The sequence below is a fragment of the Paenibacillus antri genome (genome assembly GCF_005765165.1).
In the GTDB taxonomy this organism is placed as follows: domain Bacteria; phylum Bacillota; class Bacilli; order Paenibacillales; family YIM-B00363; genus Paenibacillus_AE; species Paenibacillus_AE antri.
On sequence record NZ_VCIW01000020.1, the window covers coordinates 82,341 to 100,324 of the forward strand.

General features: G+C 63.7%; 16 protein-coding genes. 6 read left to right on the forward strand and 10 right to left on the reverse strand.

Going from position 1 to position 17,984, the window contains the following annotated elements; translation table 11 throughout:
• Window positions 1–6 precede the first annotated feature (6 nt).
• Genes FE782_RS24640 through FE782_RS24650 form a run of 3 tightly spaced genes read right to left on the reverse strand, consistent with a single transcriptional unit; the run spans window position 7 to window position 3,685 of the window.
• Window positions 7–1,545, reverse strand: a complete 1,539-nt coding sequence (locus tag FE782_RS24640; protein ID WP_158299526.1) for a xylulokinase — start codon at window positions 1,543–1,545, stop codon at window positions 7–9.
• Window positions 1,546–1,586: 41 nt separating this feature from the next.
• Window positions 1,587–2,630, reverse strand: coding sequence for an alcohol dehydrogenase catalytic domain-containing protein (locus tag FE782_RS24645; RefSeq protein ID WP_138197024.1), 1,044 nt, complete (start codon window positions 2,628–2,630; stop codon window positions 1,587–1,589).
• Window positions 2,631–2,662: 32 nt separating this feature from the next.
• Window positions 2,663–3,685 carry a Gfo/Idh/MocA family oxidoreductase gene (locus FE782_RS24650; RefSeq protein WP_138197025.1) on the reverse strand — a complete coding sequence of 341 codons (1,023 nt, stop codon included), beginning with the start codon at window positions 3,683–3,685 and terminating at the stop codon, window positions 2,663–2,665.
• 207 nt (window positions 3,686–3,892) lie between these two features.
• On the opposite strand from FE782_RS24650, the gene FE782_RS24655 reads away from it, so the two are divergent.
• Complete coding sequence (locus FE782_RS24655) at window positions 3,893–4,702, forward strand: DeoR/GlpR family DNA-binding transcription regulator (RefSeq protein WP_238392651.1); 810 nt, start codon at window positions 3,893–3,895, stop codon at window positions 4,700–4,702.
• A gap of 82 nt (window positions 4,703–4,784) precedes the next feature.
• Here FE782_RS24655 and FE782_RS24660 read toward each other — a convergent pair whose 3' ends face one another.
• Window positions 4,785–5,393, reverse strand: a complete 609-nt coding sequence (locus FE782_RS24660) for a hypothetical protein (RefSeq protein ID WP_138197026.1) — start codon at window positions 5,391–5,393, stop codon at window positions 4,785–4,787.
• A 120-nt stretch (window positions 5,394–5,513) separates the two neighbouring features.
• Window positions 5,514–9,083 (reverse strand): family 10 glycosylhydrolase, encoded by a 3,570-nt coding sequence (locus FE782_RS24665; protein WP_202914599.1) that lies wholly within the window; start codon window positions 9,081–9,083, stop codon window positions 5,514–5,516.
• Between the two features lie 199 nt (window positions 9,084–9,282).
• Here FE782_RS24665 and FE782_RS32410 point away from each other — a divergent pair, with 199 nt between their 5' ends.
• Both FE782_RS32410 and FE782_RS24670 read left to right on the forward strand, forming a co-directional pair.
• Window positions 9,283–9,699, forward strand: coding sequence for a hypothetical protein (locus FE782_RS32410; RefSeq protein WP_158299527.1), 417 nt, complete (start codon window positions 9,283–9,285; stop codon window positions 9,697–9,699).
• 14 nt (window positions 9,700–9,713) lie between these two features.
• Entirely contained in the window at window positions 9,714–10,544 is an 831-nt protein-coding gene (locus FE782_RS24670; protein WP_158299528.1) for a flagellin, read from the forward strand.
• A gap of 355 nt (window positions 10,545–10,899) precedes the next feature.
• On the opposite strand, the gene FE782_RS24675 is transcribed toward FE782_RS24670, so the two are convergent.
• Complete coding sequence (locus tag FE782_RS24675; RefSeq protein WP_138197028.1) at window positions 10,900–11,835, reverse strand: cation diffusion facilitator family transporter; 936 nt, start codon at window positions 11,833–11,835, stop codon at window positions 10,900–10,902.
• A gap of 95 nt (window positions 11,836–11,930) precedes the next feature.
• On the reverse strand, window positions 11,931–12,920 hold the full coding sequence (locus tag FE782_RS24680) for a ketopantoate reductase family protein (protein WP_158299529.1): 990 nt from the start codon (window positions 12,918–12,920) through the stop codon (window positions 11,931–11,933).
• Between the two features lie 73 nt (window positions 12,921–12,993).
• On the opposite strand from FE782_RS24680, the gene FE782_RS24685 reads away from it, so the two are divergent.
• Complete coding sequence (locus tag FE782_RS24685; protein WP_158299530.1) at window positions 12,994–13,521, forward strand: hypothetical protein; 528 nt, start codon at window positions 12,994–12,996, stop codon at window positions 13,519–13,521.
• On the opposite strand, the gene FE782_RS24690 is transcribed toward FE782_RS24685, so the two are convergent.
• Together FE782_RS24690 and FE782_RS24695 are read right to left on the reverse strand one after the other, a co-directional pair.
• On the reverse strand, window positions 13,518–14,414 hold the full coding sequence (locus FE782_RS24690; RefSeq protein WP_238392652.1) for an arginase: 897 nt from the start codon (window positions 14,412–14,414) through the stop codon (window positions 13,518–13,520). The two genes, FE782_RS24685 and FE782_RS24690, sit on opposite strands and share 4 nt — an antisense overlap.
• Before the next feature lie 57 nt (window positions 14,415–14,471).
• Entirely contained in the window at window positions 14,472–15,245 is a 774-nt protein-coding gene (locus tag FE782_RS24695) for a phytanoyl-CoA dioxygenase family protein (protein ID WP_202914600.1), read from the reverse strand.
• A 121-nt stretch (window positions 15,246–15,366) separates the two neighbouring features.
• Between FE782_RS24695 and FE782_RS24700 the strand changes: the two genes are divergently transcribed.
• Both FE782_RS24700 and FE782_RS24705 read left to right on the forward strand, forming a co-directional pair.
• Complete coding sequence (locus FE782_RS24700; protein ID WP_138197032.1) at window positions 15,367–16,206, forward strand: helix-turn-helix transcriptional regulator; 840 nt, start codon at window positions 15,367–15,369, stop codon at window positions 16,204–16,206.
• Window positions 16,207–16,236: 30 nt separating this feature from the next.
• Window positions 16,237–16,962, forward strand: coding sequence for a DsbA family oxidoreductase (locus FE782_RS24705; protein ID WP_138197033.1), 726 nt, complete (start codon window positions 16,237–16,239; stop codon window positions 16,960–16,962).
• 524 nt (window positions 16,963–17,486) lie between these two features.
• Here FE782_RS24705 and FE782_RS24710 read toward each other — a convergent pair.
• The gene (locus FE782_RS24710; RefSeq protein WP_138197034.1) at window positions 17,487–17,981 is read right to left on the reverse strand and encodes a hypothetical protein; all 495 of its coding nucleotides are present in this window, start codon (window positions 17,979–17,981) and stop codon (window positions 17,487–17,489) included.
• Between the last annotated feature and the right edge of the window lie 3 nt (window positions 17,982–17,984).

Consider the following 17,984-nt stretch of genomic DNA (forward strand, 5'->3'; position numbering starts at 1 on the left):
TCGGCGTCATTCCATGCGTTCCTTGAGTAAGCTCTGCAGCTCGGCGATCTTCTCGAGTAGCGCCGGGTAGCGGCGCTTCGGCTCCAGGTACGCCCTGACCGCGTCCGCCTCGGGCTCGAACCGCTCCCGCACGGCGACCAGCCGATCGGCTTCGCCCGCGAAGTCGTCGTGCCACCCGAGCGCGTACCCGGCGATCAGCAGATTGCCGAGGTGGCCGGTGTCCGACTCGCGCAGCGTCGCGTACGGTACGCCGAGCACGTTCGCCTTGATCTTGTTGAACGTCGCCCCCTTCGCTCCGCCGCCGACGACCCGCACCTCGTCGAACCGGACGCCCGGAAGCGAATCGGCCAAGATGTCCAAGTAGATCTGATATTCGTAAGCGATCGATTCCAAGATCGACCGGTACATGGCGTATTTGTCGTGCCCCCAGTTGAGCCCCGCCCATGCGCCGCGCAGCAGCGCGTTGTTCGGGCATACCCGTCCGCCGAAGTGAGGGACGAAGTGCAGCCCGTCGCAGCCGGGCGCCCACGCCTCCGCGCCGCGGTTCAAGTCGTCGAACGCCGGTCCGCCGCCCGCTTCGCTCTTCAGCTGGTCCCGGAACCACGCGATGCATTGGCCGCCGCCGTTAATGTACGCGAGCGGCGCCCAGAGGCCCGGCACGACCGAGCGCGCGAACATCAACGTCTTATGTTCCGTGTCCGGTCGATACGCGTCGACGCAGCAGGCCAGCACGGACGCCGTGCCGGCGACGTCGAACAGCATGCCCGGGCGCACGATGCCGGCGCCGAGCGTCGAAGCGGCCGTGTCGCCGCAGCCGGCGAGCACGGGCGTCCCTTCGCGAAGCCCGCACGCGTCGGCCCACCGGGCCGTCAGGCCGCCGACGCGATCCCACGGGCTGACGACCCGCGGCAGCTTCGACGGCTCGACGTCCAGCTCGCGGAGCAGCGAGGCCGACCATCCGCCAGCCGCCGCATCGGCGAAGCCGGAGAAATGCAGATGCGTGTAGTCGATATACGCATCGTCCGCCTTCGCGTCCGTCAGCCGGCCGGCGACGTACGCCGTCGGCACGACGAACTTCGCGATCGCGCGGTACGCGTCCGGCCGCTCGCGCTTCCACCACAGCGTCTTCGGACCGTGCGCGTACGTAATCGGGCAGCCGGTTTCGGCGATGACCGCCGCTTCCCCGAGCGCCTTGATTCGATCGAATTGCGACTCGCAGCGCGTATCGAGCCAAGAATCGTACGGCGTCGCGGCTTCCCCGCGCGCGTCGATACCCATCACGCCGGCCATCTGTCCGCTCAGCGCGACCGCCTCGACCGCGGCGTCCGGCCGCTTGGCGGCGCAGGCTGCGACCGCTTCGACGAACTCCTGCAGCATGTCGTCCGGACGCTGCTCCACCTGCCCCCCGCTTCCTCGAATGAGCTTCGACGGCACGAACGCCGACGCCAAGATGTCGCCGCGCCGCGTCAGCAGCGCCGCCTTCGTGCCTTGCGTGCCGATGTCGACGCTCGCCACGCACGGGATGTTGCCGTTCCGCTCCGTCACGCTCCCACCTCGTCCTTCCGTAGCTTTCATTAGCCGGATCGTTAATCGAACGCGATGACCGTCTTCATCCCGCTGCCGTTCGAGGCGTTCTCGAGCGCTTCCTCGAATCGGCTCAGCGGATATCGCGCCGTGACCAGCCGGCTGACGTCGAGAAGGCCGGAGGAGATCATTTTCAACGTGCTTCGAAAATGTTCATTATTCGCCTTCGTCGAACCCGTCAGCAAAATCTGCTTATAGTGTACCGTATTCGTGTTGATCGGGACGATCTGTTTATCCTTCGGCAGCCCGCCGAAGAAGTTGATCTTGCCGTTCATCGCCGTCAACTCGACGGCCAGCTGCTGCGCCTCCGGCGACGGATTCGCCGTCACCGCGACGTCGACCCCTTCCCCGTCCGTCAGGTCGAGAATCGTCTCCCGCAGCCGCGAAGCCTCCACCGCGACGAAGCTGCCGTCGATCGACTTGGCCAGCTCGAGCCGGCCCTTGCTCCGGTTCGCGACGAAGACGCGCGCCGCGCCGGAGCGCTTCGCCATCATGGCGTACATGATGCCGATCGGGCCCGCGCCGATGATGAGCACGTCGTCGCCGACGGCGACCGGGCATTGCTTGAGCCCGTTATAGACGCAGGACAACGGCTCGTTGATCGCCGCCGCGTCGAAGCTCACATGGTCCGGCAGCGCGAAGACGTTGCCGGACCGCACCGCGGCGGCCGGCACCCGGACGTATTCGGCGAAGCCGCCGTCGATCTGAACGCCGAGCGCCGAATAGCTCGCGCATAGATGCTGATCGCCCCGTCCGCAATGGCGGCATACGCCGCAGCCCATATTCGGCGCGATCGCGACGCGTTGTCCTTCCTTGTATGCGGCGACGCGTCGTCCGACCTGCGCGATGACGCCGCTGATTTCATGGCCGAGCACCCGAGGATGCTCCTCGTCGATGCCCGGGAATCCGTTCCCGATCATTCGCAAATCCGTTCCGCATATTCCGACGCTCTTCACTTGGACCAGCAGCTCGTCGTCGCCGATCTCCGGCACGGGAATGTCCCGCACCTTCACCTTCCGAACCCCGGTCATCTGGGCGGCTAGCATAAGGCATGCTCCTTCCTTGGAAGTCGTAATGGTTAGGACAATCGAATGACGGCCGACTCCCGGATCGAGCGGTTGCCCGCTTCGACCACCTTCACCGCCATCATCCCGTCGCGGCCCGTCACCTTCGGGGACCGCTGCTCTAGAATGCTCTGCACGAAGTCGATGTCCTCCGCCAAATACGCGTCCTTATACAGATGTCTCCAACTGTTCATGAAGGGTCTCGTGATTTCCTTGTTCCGTCTCGCGGTGACGATCGTCTTCTCGTGCAGCTGCCCTATGAAAATGACGCCCTCCGTCCCGAGAATTTCCACTCTCGAATCGTAACCGTACTGGACCGACAGCGCGCCGTCGATCACCCCTTGCCGCCCGTCGTCGAATCGGGCCGTCAGCAGCACGTTATCGTAAAAGTCCGGGTATGTCTCCGCCGCCTCGGGACAACGGTAGTTGCCGGCGATCGCGTACACCTCCGCGAACTCCGCCCCGCTGAACCAGCGCAGCGTATCGATGTCGTGGCTGTTCACCTCTGCGAGCGGACCGTTGCTCTTCTTCAAGTCGTACATCCAAGGCTGCGGCGTGCTCGGCCCTCGGGTGAGCGACCGGATGAGCACCGGCTCGCCGATCTCCCCGGCGTCCAGCCGCGCCTTCGCCTCTTGGAAGCTGGCGTCGAACCGGCGCATGAACGCGATCTGCAGATTGACCTTCGCGTCCTTCGCCGCCTCGATCATCGCTTCGCACTCTTCCGCGTTCATCGCCATCGGCTTCTCGCACAGGACGTGCTTGCCGGCTCGCGCCGCGTCGACGACGATGTCCCGATGATAGATCGTCGGGGTCACGACGACGACCGCGTCGATCCCGTCGTCCCGAAGCGCTTCGCGGTAGTCGCCGTACCACGTCTCGACGCCGAGCTCCTTGGCCGCCCGCTCCGCCGCCGCCCGGTTCGGATCGACGACGGCCGCGAGTCTCGCGTACGGCACGCTCTTGCGGAAGTTATGCGCGTGGATGAGACCCGCGCGCCCCGCGCCGATGACCGCTACGTTAATGTCTTTGACGCCCATGGCCATTCCCCTTCTGTCCGGTTGAATTCGCCCTGCATTTATTGTTCTTTATTATTCTATGTTATTATATTTTATCATTTTGGTTATCGTCAATTACTTTTTGTCGATTTCGTTCTCGTTCTTTTTCGCATAATAACAGATAATAGTGAACGCTGACGATATATGCTATAATAGGAAGCATTCTTCGCTCAGAAAAGAGGAATGGACATGGAAGGCATGAATTCGAAGGAGCTCGCGAAGGACGTGCTGTTCGCCGAGGAGAGGAAAATGGAAATCGTGCAGCTCGTGCAGGAGCGCGGCAAGGTGCTCGTGCCCGATTTGATCGCGCATTTCCAAGTGTCGCCCGCGACGATCCGCAACGATCTTCGGGACCTGGAAGCGAACGGCCTGATCAAGCGGACGCACGGCGGCGCGATCCCGCCCGACACGCTCAAGGTCGGCTTCGAGCTGGACAACCATAACAAGACGATCAAAAACCATAAACAAAAGCAAGCCGTCGCCCGGAAAGCCGCGGAGCTGATCGAGGACGGCGACATCATTATACTGGACACGGGGACGACGACGTACGAGCTGGCGAAGCTGCTGCGGGATAAGCGGAACGTTACCGCCATCGTCAACGACATCGAGATCGCTAGATGCCTCGAGGATTTCGACGGCGTCCAGGTCGTCGTCATCGGCGGCACGCTGCGCAAGAAGTTCCACTGCACGATCGGCCCGTTCGCGGCCAACCTGCTGGCCGAGCTGAACGTGGACAAGGTGTTCCTCGGCACGAACGGCTTCAGCCTGCAGAAGGGCTGCACGACGCCGGACATCAACCAGGCCGAGATCAAGCGAATTATGGTGAAAATCTCGTCCCAGGTCATCGTGCTTTGCGACAGCTCGAAGATCGGCGTCAATTCGTTCGTGCAGTTCGCGAGCCCGGAGCATATCGACGCCTTCATCACCGACGACGGCATCAAGCCGAACCAAATCGACGAGTTCGCCGAGCAAGGGTTGGATTTGCGCATCGCGAAGTAGGGCCGACGGTAAAAGCTCCCGTCCGTCCTCGGCGGAATGTCCCGATTGACGGTTCGCCGCCGATGGACGGGAGGATTTCCGTTTAGCGTTTCGCCCTTTTGTATGAAAAGTAAATGATCCCCGATAAGATGCTAGAAGCGAATACAACCCATAACCAAGCAATGTTATTGTTATCGCTCCAAACCGGGGAGGAACGATCAGGCGACTGGATGGGATACCCGCTAATTCGCGCAAATTCCTGCAATCGATGTTGCAGCGAGTCCGTTTCTCCCCTAGGCAATCCGACGATCACCTGCCCGTTTTCGACGTTCGATGCAGTTCTATAGCTTGGGGAAAGAAGTCGAAGGTTCGGCGGGATGTCCCTTAAGAAGAAGATATATTCTTCGCCTGGCTCAAACTTCATCGAAAAGTCAGGGCAGCTATAGCCTGCGGGATATTGGTCCCGATCGTCGATCGTTTCCGGCATTCGGATGCGCGCAGGTGCATGGTTGGGACCAACATAAGAAATCACATCCACCGTTGCTTTTCTACCATCGTTTTCGGTCTCGATTACCTTGCCGTACACCATGGCTTTCGACTCGTAGGCATCCTCGAAAAACCAAGGAGCAGGCGAACAAGCATAAGCGGGAGCTTCGTTGGCGAAGAGCGCGTAACAAACGGCTAAGGCGACGAAAATCGGGATTTTTTTCATCGAATTCCCCCTTTCTTTCTACAACGGACGCCGTTATCCGTTTGTTGCCTTCCACACAAAAAGAGCCGCGCCTTTTCGGCAGAACCGTAGTTCTACCGAAAGGACGCGGCTTTCGTTCGTCTACAGCAGCTCGGCGACGGCAAGCAGCATCGCCGCCTGCTCCTCCGTCAGCCGCTTGCCGGTTAACGCGCGAACCTCGTTCGCGAACGCTTCGAGGTTGCCCAGCTCTACTTTCTTATGCAAGGAGTTCTCGATACCTTCCTCCCCCGGCCCCGAAACGTACGCCTCGATCAACCGGGCGAGGACGGCGGCGTCGGGCGCTTCGACGGCGAACGTCGCCGTGGCGGAGCCGACGTTGCCCGCCGCGTCGACGGCGCTGACGGTCGTCTCGTGCGTCCCGACGCCCAGCTCCAGCGCCGGCATCGACACGACCGCGCCGATGCATGGGTCGTATACGATGCCGGAGACGGTATCCGACGCGACGCAGCGCACGTCGACGAACTCGTCGATCGCATAGGCGCGCGCGCCTTCGAAGACGATCGTCGGCGCCGTCCGGTCGATGCGGACGGACAGCGTCTTCGCGGCTTCGACGTTCCCCGCGGCGTCCGCGCTTCTGTACGTGATCCGATGCGTGCCGTCTTCGTCGAGGACGATCGGACCTTCGTACGCCCGCCACGTCGCGCCGTCGTCGAAACTCGTCTCCGTCCGAAGCGCCCCCGCGTCGTTGTCCGCGGCGGACAGCGTCACCGTCACGCTCGAGACGTACCAGCCGTTCCGCTCCTCCCCGGACGCGACGGCGGTCGTCGTCGGCGCCTCGACGTCCGGCACGTTCCGCACCGTCGCCGGAGCGCTCGGGGCGCTCTCCCGATGAAGGCGGCTGACCGCCGTCACAACGTACGTGTACGTCGCTCCCGCCGCGGCCGACTCATCCGCGAAGCGTTGCACGGCCCCGCTTGCTGCGCGCGTCGTCCCGACGATGCTCTCCGGCCGGCTCGTATCGCCGGCGTCCGCGCCGTCGAACCGGTAGACGACGTAGTACGCCGCCTCGTCCCCGGCCGACGCGCCGCCGCCCCGCCACGTCAGCTCGACGCCGGCACCGCCATGCGCGGTCGCGGACGTCTCCGCCGGCGCCTGCGGCGCCGTCCCGCCGAGCCACGGCATGACGGGCACGAGCGCGGGCTCGCGGTACAGCTCGTTCTTCAGCCGGTCGGTAAAGCCGAGCGGATTGTCCCCGAACCACTTGGCGCTGAAGTACATGCTGCCTCGCACCTCGTCGTAATTGCGGTTATACGCGACTTGGTTCGGCATTTCGTCGGGGTTTTGCCATGCGGCGTCGGCCGAGCCGATCCGATATGCCGCCTGCCCGCTGTAGAGGTGCACGTTTTTCCCCTTAACGAGATCGCTCCACCACTCGACCAGCACGTCGTACGCCGCGGGCGAATACCCCATGTACCAATAAATTTGCGGCGTAATGTAATCGATCCACTCTTGTTCCACCCACGTCTTCGAATCGGCGTAGATGGCGTCGTAGCTGCTCAGCCCGTTCGTATCGGAGCCGGCCGGGTCTTGCGATTTGTTTTTCCAAATACCGAACGGACTGATGCCGAACTTCACGTGCGGCTTCTCGGCTTTAATCGCAGCGGCGACCTCCTGCACGAACGTATTTACGTTGTGGCGCCGCCAGTCCGCCTTGTTCGCGAAGCCCGCGCCGTACGTTTCGTACGTCTTCTGATCCGGGAAGTCGACACCGGCCACCGGATACGGATAGAAATAATCGTCGAAATGCACCGCGTCGATGTCATATTGCTCTACGACTTCCATAATGCCGTCGATAATGAACTGCTTCGCCTCCGGAATGCCCGGGTCGAAGTACAGCTTGCCGCCGTAGCTGACGACCCATTCCGGATGCAACCGCGCCGGATGATCGGGCACGAGCTTCGTTACGTCGTCCTGCAGGCTGATGCGGTACGGGTTGAACCACGCATGGAATTCCAGATTGCGCTTATGGGCTTCCTCGAGCGTGAACGCGAGCGGATTGTAGCCCGGGTCTTTGCCCTGCTGCCCGGTCAGCCATTCCGACCAAGGTCCGTATGCCGACGGATAGAACGCGTCCGCCGTCGGCTTGATCTGCATAATGACCGCGTTCATGCCCGCGGCCTTCAGCTCGTCGAGCAGCTCGACGTAGTCCCGCTGCTGCGTCGCCGCGTCCGTGACGCCCTTCCGCGGCCAGTCGACGTTGTCGACCGTCGCGATCCACGCCGCCCGCAGCTCCGCCTTCGGCGCCTCGTGCGGCTCGTTCACGACGAGATAATGCGACGCCGTCTTGCCGCCGAACGTCGCCGTGATGCGCGTCGTGCCGAAGGCGCGCGCGACCACCGCGCCGTCCGCGCCGACCGTCGCGACCGACGGGTCGCTGCTCGCGAACGCCGCGTCCGCCGTCACGTCGACCGGCGCCGGCAGCCAGGTGTATGTACCGAGCACCTTCGCCTGCTGCGTCGATCCGACGATCATCGCGCGAAGCCCCGCGACCTCGATCGACTGCAGCACCGGCACCGGCTCCGTCACTTCGAGCGCGAGCTCGGTCGACGCCCCGCGGTAGGTCGCCGTCAGCGTCGCGGTTCCTTTCGCGACGGCGGTTACTCGCCCCGTCGCGTCGATCGCGGCCACGCCGGGGTCGCTCGAGGCGAACGATACGCCGTCAAGCGCAGCGACCGGCTCCGCCAGCCCGGCGTACGCGGCGTACGCCCGCATCTCGCCGGTCGCCCCCGTCTCGAGCCGCGTCGGTCCCGACGCCTCGAGCCGCTCGGGCGCGACGCTCTCCGCCGCGACGGAGACGGCGTAGGACGCTTCCGGCGCGCCGGCGTACCGTGCCGTAATCGCGGCCGTACCGACGCCGACCGCCGTCACGACGCCGTTCGCGTCCACCGTCGCCACCGCCGGATCGCTGCTCGCGAACGACAGGCCGCTTGCGACCGGCGTCGGCGCGGAGGCGTTCGCGTACGTCGCGAAGGCGCGCGCCTGCGCCGTCTCGCCGACCGCAAGCGGCGGCACGCCGGCGAGGTCGAGGCCGTAGACGGAGAAGCTGCCGTAGAACGCCCTCAGCTGATCGAAGTAAATCGCTCCGGCGTTCTTATTGTCGGCCTTCGTCTCGGCGACGTAGATCTGGTTGAGTTTGATCGGCGCCGCCATCGCGGCCGGCACCGCCGCGGTGACGAACCTCCACCCTTCCCAATTGAGGCCCGAGCTCGTCGTGAAATCGACGGCCGTTCTCGTGCCGGCGGCGTCCTGAAGCTGCCCTCGCAGCCAATGATCGTTGCCGTCCCCGTACACCCAGACGCCGATTCGCGTCGGCTTGCCCGGCATCGTCCGGCCGGTCGTTCCCGAAGGGTCGCGGAAGTTGACGTACGCCGCCGACGTGCCGGTCGTCCCGGTGAAATCGTACGACAGCTTCACCGCGTGAAAGCCGTAATGGATCGTCTCCGGCCGGGAGACGAGATCGAGCCGAACGCCCCTTGCTTGCGCGGCGGACGCGAACAGACCGGTCGTCTGCTCGAACGACTCGACGACGACATCGCCCGACGCAACGCTTGCGGAGGCGACTTCGGCGCCCGCGCCGAACAGCAGCGCCTGCATGCCCAGCAGCGCGGCGACGGCGGCGGCGATCCCTTTTCGAGAGGTGCGATTGAACATAGCTTGTAAGTCCACTTCCTTTTCGAATGAGATGATGAATGCGCTTTCAAAGAAACGAATCCTTCCCCGCGGCCCCCCGCGTTCCTCCATCCCTCCTTCTCCCGACGGATTGCCAATGATTGCTAGGCTTCGAACTAAGCGTATAACATTACGTTTCGCGTTTCAATATATATTTTGAAATTTTATTTCACATGATTACATGTCATATCTTCCCTCTCTCTTCATAGAGATAGAGTACATAGAATTCGCGAGAGACGAGGAGGCGGCGGTTATCGATCAGACGGTTTACCGGGAGAAGCTCCGCGCATATCAGGAAGCGTACGCTTCGACGCTCGACGCCGGCGCGGCCGCGCTCAAGCTGCACGATGCCGCCGTCGCGGCGGTACGGCAAGCGGCGGAAGCCGCGGATCGACCTCTGCGACGCGCGGCGTTCGAGCACCGGGCGCTTCGCGCGTTGAACGCCTTGTCCGGTTGGATTCGCCGGAACCGCGAGCTTCCGGGGGCCGACGCCGCGACGTGCGACGCGCTCGTCATGACGTACGCGCGCGCCTCGCTTCACGTGCACGAGCGGGAATACGACGCCGCGGTCGAAGCGATTCGCGCCGCGATTCGATAGGGGGACGGTTGACAGTGACGGTTTCGTTCGGATCCATCCTGCAAGCAGTATACAACTATAGTCGGCTGCAATCCGCCAACGATCGCCTGACGGTGCAGCTCTCCACGGGGAAACGCATTACCTCGCCCAAAGACGATCCCTATCTCTATCGACGGATTCACGCCTTAGAAGTAGAAAGCGCCCGATACGAGACTTATTTGAATATGATCGACGAAGGGACGGCGGTCGTCTCCCATGTGCATGACGCGGTCGGACTGCAGCTCGAGACGCTCGAGAACATGAGGGACATCGCGAACAAGGTTTCCGCGGGAGGCCTCAGCCCGAGCGAGCGCAGCGCGCTGAACGAGCAATACGAGGAGCTGACGGAGCAGCTGACGAGAATCGCGGAGGGGACCGGCTTCGGCGGGAAGACGTATTTGGACGGTACGTATTCGGCCGCCGGATCCGGCTTCCGCATCGCCACGGGTCCGGGAGGGGAGTATTACGAGCTGACGCTGCCGAATACGACCGCGGGAGACGACGGGCTCGATCTCGCGGATACGTCCGTGTCGTCGACGGGCAACGCGAATGCGGCGGTCGGGAGGCTGGAGGACGCGATCGAGACGTTGACCGGGCTGCGGGAGCGGCTAGGGACCGGCGAGTTTATTTTGGAGTCGCGCGCCGGCTTGATGGAAAGCAAGCAACGGGAGCTCGACTTGCTGGTCGAGAAGTATCAGGCGGTCGACCCTTTGCGGCTCGCCGCGGAGCTTGACCGGAACAAGACGCTGCAGCAGTACACGCTCGCGGCGATCGGCGCGTCGCTCGATTCGCGGCAGCGTTTGGTGGATTACTTGTTCCCGAGATAACGGGGCAAATTTGCCGTTACTTCCGGCTCCTGGGATTCACCGGATGATACCGGTACTGGCCCGGCGGGGTTAACCGGATAGTTCCGTTTATAAGCGCGAATTCGCGCTTTGCCGACCGGTTTAAGCGGGTAGTTCCGCTTATAAGCGCGAATTCGCGCTTAGCCAACCGGTTTAAGCGGATAGTTCCGCTTATAAGCGCGAATTCGCGCTTAGCCGACCGGGTTAAGCGGATAATTCGCCAATAACCTCGAATTCGCGCTTAGTCGGCATGAGAGAAGCCCCCGGCGGCAACAACAAACACGGCCGCCCGAGCGAGGAGAAAAACCTCGATGGGCGGCCGTTGCGCGGCGCGAATTTACGAGACGACCTTCAAGTGCTGCTTGCCGAACTCACCGTGATCATGCAGCAGCGGATGCTCGATCTGGATCGTCGAGTGGGCGATGCCATGCTTCGCGGTCAGCATCTCGCTCACCGCGAGCGTGACGCACATCGGCTGAATGTCCTGCTGCACGAACACGTGGGCGGTCAGCGAATACTGATCCGTCGCGATCGTCCATACGTGCATGTCGTGCACGTTCCGGACGCCTTCGACCGCGAGAATGTCCTTGCGGATCGCCTCCAGATCGAGATGATCCGGCACCGTATCCATCAGAACGCGGTACGACTCCTTCACGATGCGCCAGCCGCCGGCCGCGATGATGCCGCCGATCGCCATGCTGACGAGCGGGTCGAACAACGTGACGCCGGTGAAGTAGATGAGCACGGCCGACACGATGACGCCGACGGAGCTGAGCAGGTCGCCGATGAAATGCCACAGCGCGCTCTGCACGTTCAAGTTCTTCTCTTCCTTCATGCTGCGGCTGAGCACGGTCGTCAGCACGATGTTGACGACGAGGCCGATGGAGGCGATGCCGAGCATCAAGCCGAGATCGATCGGCTCCGGACGAACGGCGCGCAGTACCCCCTGCACGAAAATGCCGCCGGCGATCACGACCAACGCCAGTCCGTTCAAGAACGACGCGATCGTCTCGAAGCGGACGTAGCCGAACGTGTACTTGCCGTTGGGCTTCCGCGTCGCCATATAGATCGCCGCCATGCTGAGGCCGAGCGCCGCCACGTCGGAAATCATATGCGCCGAATCGGAGAGCAGGGCGAGCGAATTGGAGAGAAGACCGCCGATCACCTCTACGATCGTAAACGCGAACGTCAGAATCAGCGTGATCCAGAGCGTCTTCTTCGTTTTCGTTTGCTCCTTGCGGTGGCTGATATGGTGGTAGTCCTTTTCGATCATGCCGATCCCTCCCGGTCCATAAATTATAATAATTCTAATTTAGAACTTATTATAATCATAATATGCCGAAAAGGGACCGTTGGCAAGTGAATCTTCTATGAATCCCGGGAGTGAGAATCAGCGTCAACCTTTGCCGAGGACAACCCGCGCACCATCGCGTACATCGCCGCATTCGTCGGCGCCGCGAGCCCCTTGGCGGCCGCCGACCGGAGCACCGCGCCCGTGATCGCTTCGATCTCGGTTTCCCGGCCGCCGAGCACGTCCTGCAGCATCGACGAGTGGTTGCCCGCCGTAAGCTCGCACACGCGAAGCACTTGACGCCACTCGGCCTCCGGGTCCGCCGCGTCCGCCGCAGTCGTAAGCGCCGCGTACGCCTCGTCGAACAGCGCCCGCATGACCGAGCGGTAATGCGGGGACGCCGCCAGCTCGCCGTTCGTCGCGCGAAGGACCGCGGTCAACGGATTGATGACGCTGTTCGTCAGCAGCTTCCGCCTGACGTACCGTTCGATGTCGGGTACGACGTCCGCGTCGAAGCCCGCCGCCCGGAGGACGTCGCGCGCCGGCAGCGCCTGCCCGGTCAAGTCCGCGGCCGCGGCCTCCGAAGCCGCCGCGCCTGCGCTTCCGATCGCCGTCGTCCCCGCGCCGGTGTGGGCGACCGCGTCCGCCGCCGTCTTCCTCGCGCCTTCGGTCGTCACCGCGACGAAGACGCTTTCCGGCGGCGCACCGGCCCCCGCGAGCCGCTCGGCGTGCCCGACGCCGTTCTGGAACAGCAGCAGCCGCGCCCCGGCCTTCGCCGCGCCCGCGGCATAAGCCAGCAGCGCCTCGCTCCAGTGCGTCTGCTTCGTCGCGAACCAGAGCCAGTCCGCTTCGACGGGCTCCGAGACCGCCGCGTCGAAGGAAGCGCACGATAGGCGCGACCGGCGCTCGACGCCGCTCGTCTCTAGCACGGATACGCCGTCCCGCGCGATGCCCTCGGCCTGCGCCGACGTCCGCGCGATCAGCCGGACCCTTACGCCCGCCACGCGCGCCGCTTTGCCCGCCAGCAGCAAGCCCAGCGAGCCGCCGCCGACGATATCGATGTTCATCGTTCGATCCCTCCTAGGGCGCGGAAACCTTCTCGCGCGACGATTCGTCTGGATAGTAATGGGGGTGTTCGTTATGAAAATGTTCCGCCCGCTCTTCCTCCTCGCCGCTGCGATCCAAATGCTAACAGCGTTCGCTGCGTCGCCGACGCCTGCATCCGCGCTAAGCTGCGCGAGAGTCATCCCGCTGGAGGAGGAGTTCGCGCGCGCGGCAGCCGTCTTCCGCGGCGAAGTCGACGAACGCCGCGACGACGGCACCGTCGCGCTGCGCGTCGACGCCGTATGGAAGGGCGCGGACGTCGGGCCGTCGGTCGTCGTGCAACCGAATATGTGGGTCGACTTCCGCGAAGACGGGGAATATGTCGTGTTCGCCGAACGCCATGACGACGCTTGGTCCCCGATCCTGTGCGGCAACAGCGGCACGGAGAGCGCGTTCGCGCGTCACGCGCTAGGCGAACCGATCGAGACGTTCCCGCCGCCCCCGGCGCAGCCGCCGGAGCCGGCGCTAACGGGAAAGACGGCCGCGTTCGCCGCGGCCGTCCTCGTCGTCGTCGCCTACGTATCGTTCGCGGCCGGCGCCCGATGGAGCCGGCGGCGCCGCTAAATAATGCGCTTGCCTAGCGCCGACATGACGAGCCCGACCGCGAGCCGCGCCGTACGGCGGTTGTCGTCCTGCGACGGGTTCACTTCGGCGACGTCCATCGACGTGATGCGGCCGGTTTCCGCCAGCAGCTCGCAGGCGAAATGCGCCTCCCGATACGACAATCCCCCGGGGATCGGGAAGCCGACGCCGGGCGCCTCGAGCGGGTCGAGGCTGTCGGCCGAGATGCTGAGATGGACGCCGTCCGTGCCGTCGCCCGCGATGTCCATCGCTTGGGCGATCACCTTTTCGATCCCGTGCTTGTCGATATCGTACATCGAGAAGAACGCGATGCCCTCGGAACGGATTATATCCCGCTCCTCCGGCTCGAGATGCCGAACGCTGATCAGCACGAGCTTGTCCTTGCTCAGAAGCTTGGCCCCTTCCGCGACGTCGGACAGCCGGAATCCCGCCTTGCCGAGTGCGATCGCGAGCGGCATGCCGTTCGCGTCGCCGGTCGGGGAGGAAGCTTCGGTAAGCAAGCCGCCGTACGCCGTAAAGCAGATCGCGCCCAGGTTCGCGTAGTGCCGCGTCAGTCCGGCGAAAGCGCCGATCGAGACGCTCTGGTCGCCGCCGAGAACGAGCGGGAAGCCGCCCCCTCGCGCGGCGTCCGTCACGAGATCCGCAACCCGGCTCGACATGCCGCGAACGGCCGCCTCATGCTTCATCTTCGACGTCGACGCCGCACCTGCCCCTGGCGTCTCGACGGTGAACTCGCCCGTCACGTCGTACCCGAGCGCTTTGATTTGCCGCAGAAGCCCGGCGACGCGCATGCTCTCCGGTCCGAGCTCCGTCCCCGACCGGCTCGAGCCGAGCCCGAACGGCGCGTGAATGACGCTTATTTTTTTCTGCTCCATATGTTCGACCCACTTTCGCATCGTTTACTATTGAGTCTACCATAGGAGCATTGGCGTTTACACGTTCAGGATATACCTCGCCGCGGGCGAAATTCTGTCGTACGTCTGCTTGCGGATGTATTCGGCTTGACGGAGCTGCTGCGGCAGCTCCCGGGCCGTGTAATACGAATGCATGGCGCGCCGCGTCCGATTCGTCCGGTTCGTCGTGCCGCCGTGCCATACGTGCGAATTGAACACGCACACCGTGCCCGCCGGCGCGACGAGCGCGACTTCGTCCGGATGGGGATCCCTCGGATCGGCCATATAATCGGAAGGCGAACCGCCGAGCTTATGCGTCCCGGGCACGATGCGCGTCGCGCCGTTGTCCGCCGTGAAGTCGTCGATAAGCCAGATGGAGTTGCACACATGGAACGGTTCGTCCGCCCGCCTCGGCCCCCAATCCGCGTGCAGCGCCTGCAGCCCTTCGCCGGGAACCGCGTCGCGCGCGTTCAGAGACGACAGCTGGAACGGACGGCCGATCACCCGACGCGCGGCGGCGAGCACTTTAGGATGCACGTACACCGTATCGAAGACGGACCCCTTGTTGACCAGATCCGCCAGTCGGCGCGTCCCCTGTTCCTGATGGACCTCCATGCCCGCGTTCGCGCCTTCCCGCTCCATCAATTCCTCGTACTTGTCTCTCAGCTTGGCCAGCGCCGCTTCCGACAGCACGCCCGGAAACACGACGAACCCCCGCTCGTCGATCGACGCCTTCTCCTCTTCGGTCAAGAGGTCGTCGAACGCGCCCAAAGCCGCCAGCGCCTCTTCAAACTTGCTATTCTCCTCATTCACCCGTACTCCCCCCGGACTCGAGATTCGCATTGAATTCATGCTCATTGTATGGTACATTCCGGGAAATGCGCCATCGGCATTCTTGCCGATAATCTGCTCGTTCTTGCGGTGATGATCCTACATGTCTACTTTGATCGCGGAAGCTCCTACTTGTCTTTATGCCGCCGAGGTTCGCAAACGGATCGGAGAACCGTCCGTTTACCCGCTGCACCGCCATGAAGATCACGGCGAGCTGCTCCTAATCATAGAAGGGGAGGCCCGCTACGTCGTCGATCGATCGCCCTTCGTCGCGAGGCAGGGCGATCTCGTCTTTTTCCCGCCCGGCGTATGGCATCAGGAAGCGTCCGAGCCCTCGGCGCCGTTCCGGTTTTATTACCTCGGGCATCAAGGACTGCGCGTCGCGGGGCTCGCGCCCGACCGGTTCGACGAGCCGGGGAAGCCGTGCCTACTCCCGACCCGGGACCGGTTCCCGGCGATGAAGGCCGCCTTCGAGCGGCTGATCGAAGAGTTCGGCGACGCCGCGCCCGAATACCAAGAAGCGGTCGACGCCTTGCTTCGGCTGCTCGTCGTGGACGTGCTGCGATTGCTCCGCTACCCAGACAGAGCCGCCGGACGTCCCGCCCCCGACCGGACGGCTCGCCTCGCGGCGCTGTTCATGAACGATCGCTACAGTCTGCCGCTGACGCTGGACGACATCGCGTCCGCCGTGCATCTGAGCCCGTTCCATCTGTCGCGGCTGTTTCGACGGGAGACGGGGCTGTCCCCGATCCAGTATTTGATCCGATGCCGCATCGAAGCGGCCAAGCGGCTGCTGCTCACGACCGACGACAGCGTCGACAAGATCGCCGCGTCGGTCGGCTACGAAAGTCCGACGGCGTTCCATCGCCAGTTCAAGCGGGCGACCGGGGCGAGTCCCGGGAAGTATCGGAAGGATTTACTTACTTTTAATAACCAAGTATAATTGAGAAAATCCAATGGAGGTGGCCGCGCGATGAAAGTGGAAATTTGGTCGGACTTCGTGTGTCCGTTTTGTTATATCGGCAAGCGGAGGTTCGAGGAAGCGCTCGCGTCGCTGCCGTTCCGGGACGACGTCGAAGTCGTCTACCGCAGCTTCGAGCTCGATCCGCGGATGGAGAAGGGCGTCGCATACAACGTACATGAGGCTTTGGCGAAAAAGTACGGCATGAGCCTCGAGCAAGCGAGGCAGTCGAACGCCGGCTTGGCCGCGCAAGCGAAGCAAGTGGGTCTCGACTACAACTATGACGAGTGGAAATTCACGAACACGTTCGACGCGCATCGGCTGGCGCACTTCGCCGCGTCGGAAGGCAAAGCCCACGAGATGACCGAGCGGCTGCTGCACGCATACTTCACCGAGGCGAAGCATCTCGGCGACCGGGAGACGCTGGCGGATCTCGCGGCGGACGTCGGGCTGAACCGCGAAGCGGCGCTTGAGGCGCTCGCGAGCGACGCGTTCGCGGACGCGGTGCGCGCCGACGAGAGCGACGGCTCCGCCCTCGGCATTCGCGGCGTGCCGTTCTTCGTCATCGACCGCAAGTACGGCATCTCCGGCGCCCAGCCGACGGCGACGTTCGTCGGCGCGCTGCAGCAGGCTTGGGACGAGAGCCGGCCGTCGCTCACCGTGCTCGGCGGCGATGCCGCGAACGGCGGCGAAGCGTGCGCCGACGGCGCATGCGCCGTGCCGAACGCGAAGGAGTAACGAACGGTTGGAGCCGCCCCGATACGTCGGGGCGGCTTTTTTCGTAAACCGCACAACTTGCTGTATCCGTCTCCTGCTGCCCGCCGTCGCACTGTTCCGTTTCCCGCCTCCGCTTCTTTCCATTGCCCTCCCGTCGCCTCTTCCGGCACGCCGCACGTCTCCCCGTCTGCATATTATTCAGCCCGTTTCCGCAAAGTCATCCGCTCCAAACCAGGAGCCTTCATTATCCCGAACGCCCCTTATCCTCGACTTCCCTTGACTCAGCAAAGAGCCGCTTTTCCCGGCAACTAAGTCAGATCCTTAGCTGGTATGTCGACGCAGCCCCTGGCCGAACAGCCATCCGCTCCTAGATGGTGCCTGCTTGCACTCGAACCGCCATTGTCCTCGGATCCCTTCGACTCGGCTCCGTACGCTTTCCATTTGGGATCTTCGGCTGAGCGAAGGGAAGACGAGGAGAAGGAACGCCGGGAGAGAGACCTCCTCCCCGCCCGAATCGCCTCAGCGGGCAGGGAACGGCTCTTTCGTTACGGCAGCGGCACGACGAGCACCACGAACGGCATGAACGAGCCGGAAGCGGCGCCGAGCTCCAGTTCGACGGACGGTTCCGTGCCGTTCGTGCGGCCGATCGCGTACACCTCGCCGACGTGCAGCGCATCCGTCTTCACGACGTCGCCGTCGAATTTGACCGCGCCCATGTACAGGCCGCGAAGCGGCACCAGCACGAACGCGGCCTTGCCCGGCGACTCGATCTTCAGCCGGTACGTGAATGCGAGTTTCGTCGTTCCGGAGAACCGCGTCGTAGCTCTTCGGATCGTATTCCGCCGTAAACCCGAGCGCTTCGGCGCGCGGCTGTTCACCAGCACGCTGCCCCGGTCGATGTCGAATACGACCTCCCGCGTCGTCGTCCGCGGAGCCGCGTCGTCCGCCGACGATGTATCCGGCCATGCGGCCGCGCCGCCGAAGAGCAGCGCGGCGGACAGCGACGCGGCGAGGCTTCTTTTTCCAAACCAACGCTTCATCCG

What these genes read in the sequence shown, in the direction of transcription:
- FE782_RS24645 (WP_138197024.1), bottom strand. Translation starts at nt 2,630, where the DNA reads ATGCTAGCCGCCCAGATGACCGGGGTTCGGAAGGTGAAGGTGCGGGAC.
- FE782_RS24650 (WP_138197025.1), bottom strand. Translation starts at nt 3,685, where the DNA reads ATGGGCGTCAAAGACATTAACGTAGCGGTCATCGGCGCGGGGCGCGCG.
- FE782_RS24655 (WP_238392651.1), top strand. Translation starts at nt 3,893, where the DNA reads ATGGAAGGCATGAATTCGAAGGAGCTCGCGAAGGACGTGCTGTTCGCC.
- FE782_RS24660 (WP_138197026.1), bottom strand. Translation starts at nt 5,393, where the DNA reads ATGAAAAAAATCCCGATTTTCGTCGCCTTAGCCGTTTGTTACGCGCTC.
- FE782_RS24665 (WP_202914599.1), bottom strand. Translation starts at nt 9,083, where the DNA reads ATGTTCAATCGCACCTCTCGAAAAGGGATCGCCGCCGCCGTCGCCGCG.
- FE782_RS32410 (WP_158299527.1), top strand. Translation starts at nt 9,283, where the DNA reads ATGTCATATCTTCCCTCTCTCTTCATAGAGATAGAGTACATAGAATTC.
- FE782_RS24675 (WP_138197028.1), bottom strand. Translation starts at nt 11,835, where the DNA reads ATGATCGAAAAGGACTACCACCATATCAGCCACCGCAAGGAGCAAACG.
- FE782_RS24680 (WP_158299529.1), bottom strand. Translation starts at nt 12,920, where the DNA reads ATGAACATCGATATCGTCGGCGGCGGCTCGCTGGGCTTGCTGCTGGCG.
- FE782_RS24685 (WP_158299530.1), top strand. Translation starts at nt 12,994, where the DNA reads ATGAAAATGTTCCGCCCGCTCTTCCTCCTCGCCGCTGCGATCCAAATG.
- FE782_RS24690 (WP_238392652.1), bottom strand. Translation starts at nt 14,414, where the DNA reads ATGGAGCAGAAAAAAATAAGCGTCATTCACGCGCCGTTCGGGCTCGGC.
- FE782_RS24700 (WP_138197032.1), top strand. Translation starts at nt 15,367, where the DNA reads ATGTCTACTTTGATCGCGGAAGCTCCTACTTGTCTTTATGCCGCCGAG.
- FE782_RS24705 (WP_138197033.1), top strand. Translation starts at nt 16,237, where the DNA reads ATGAAAGTGGAAATTTGGTCGGACTTCGTGTGTCCGTTTTGTTATATC.
- FE782_RS24710 (WP_138197034.1), bottom strand. Translation starts at nt 17,981, where the DNA reads ATGAAGCGTTGGTTTGGAAAAAGAAGCCTCGCCGCGTCGCTGTCCGCC.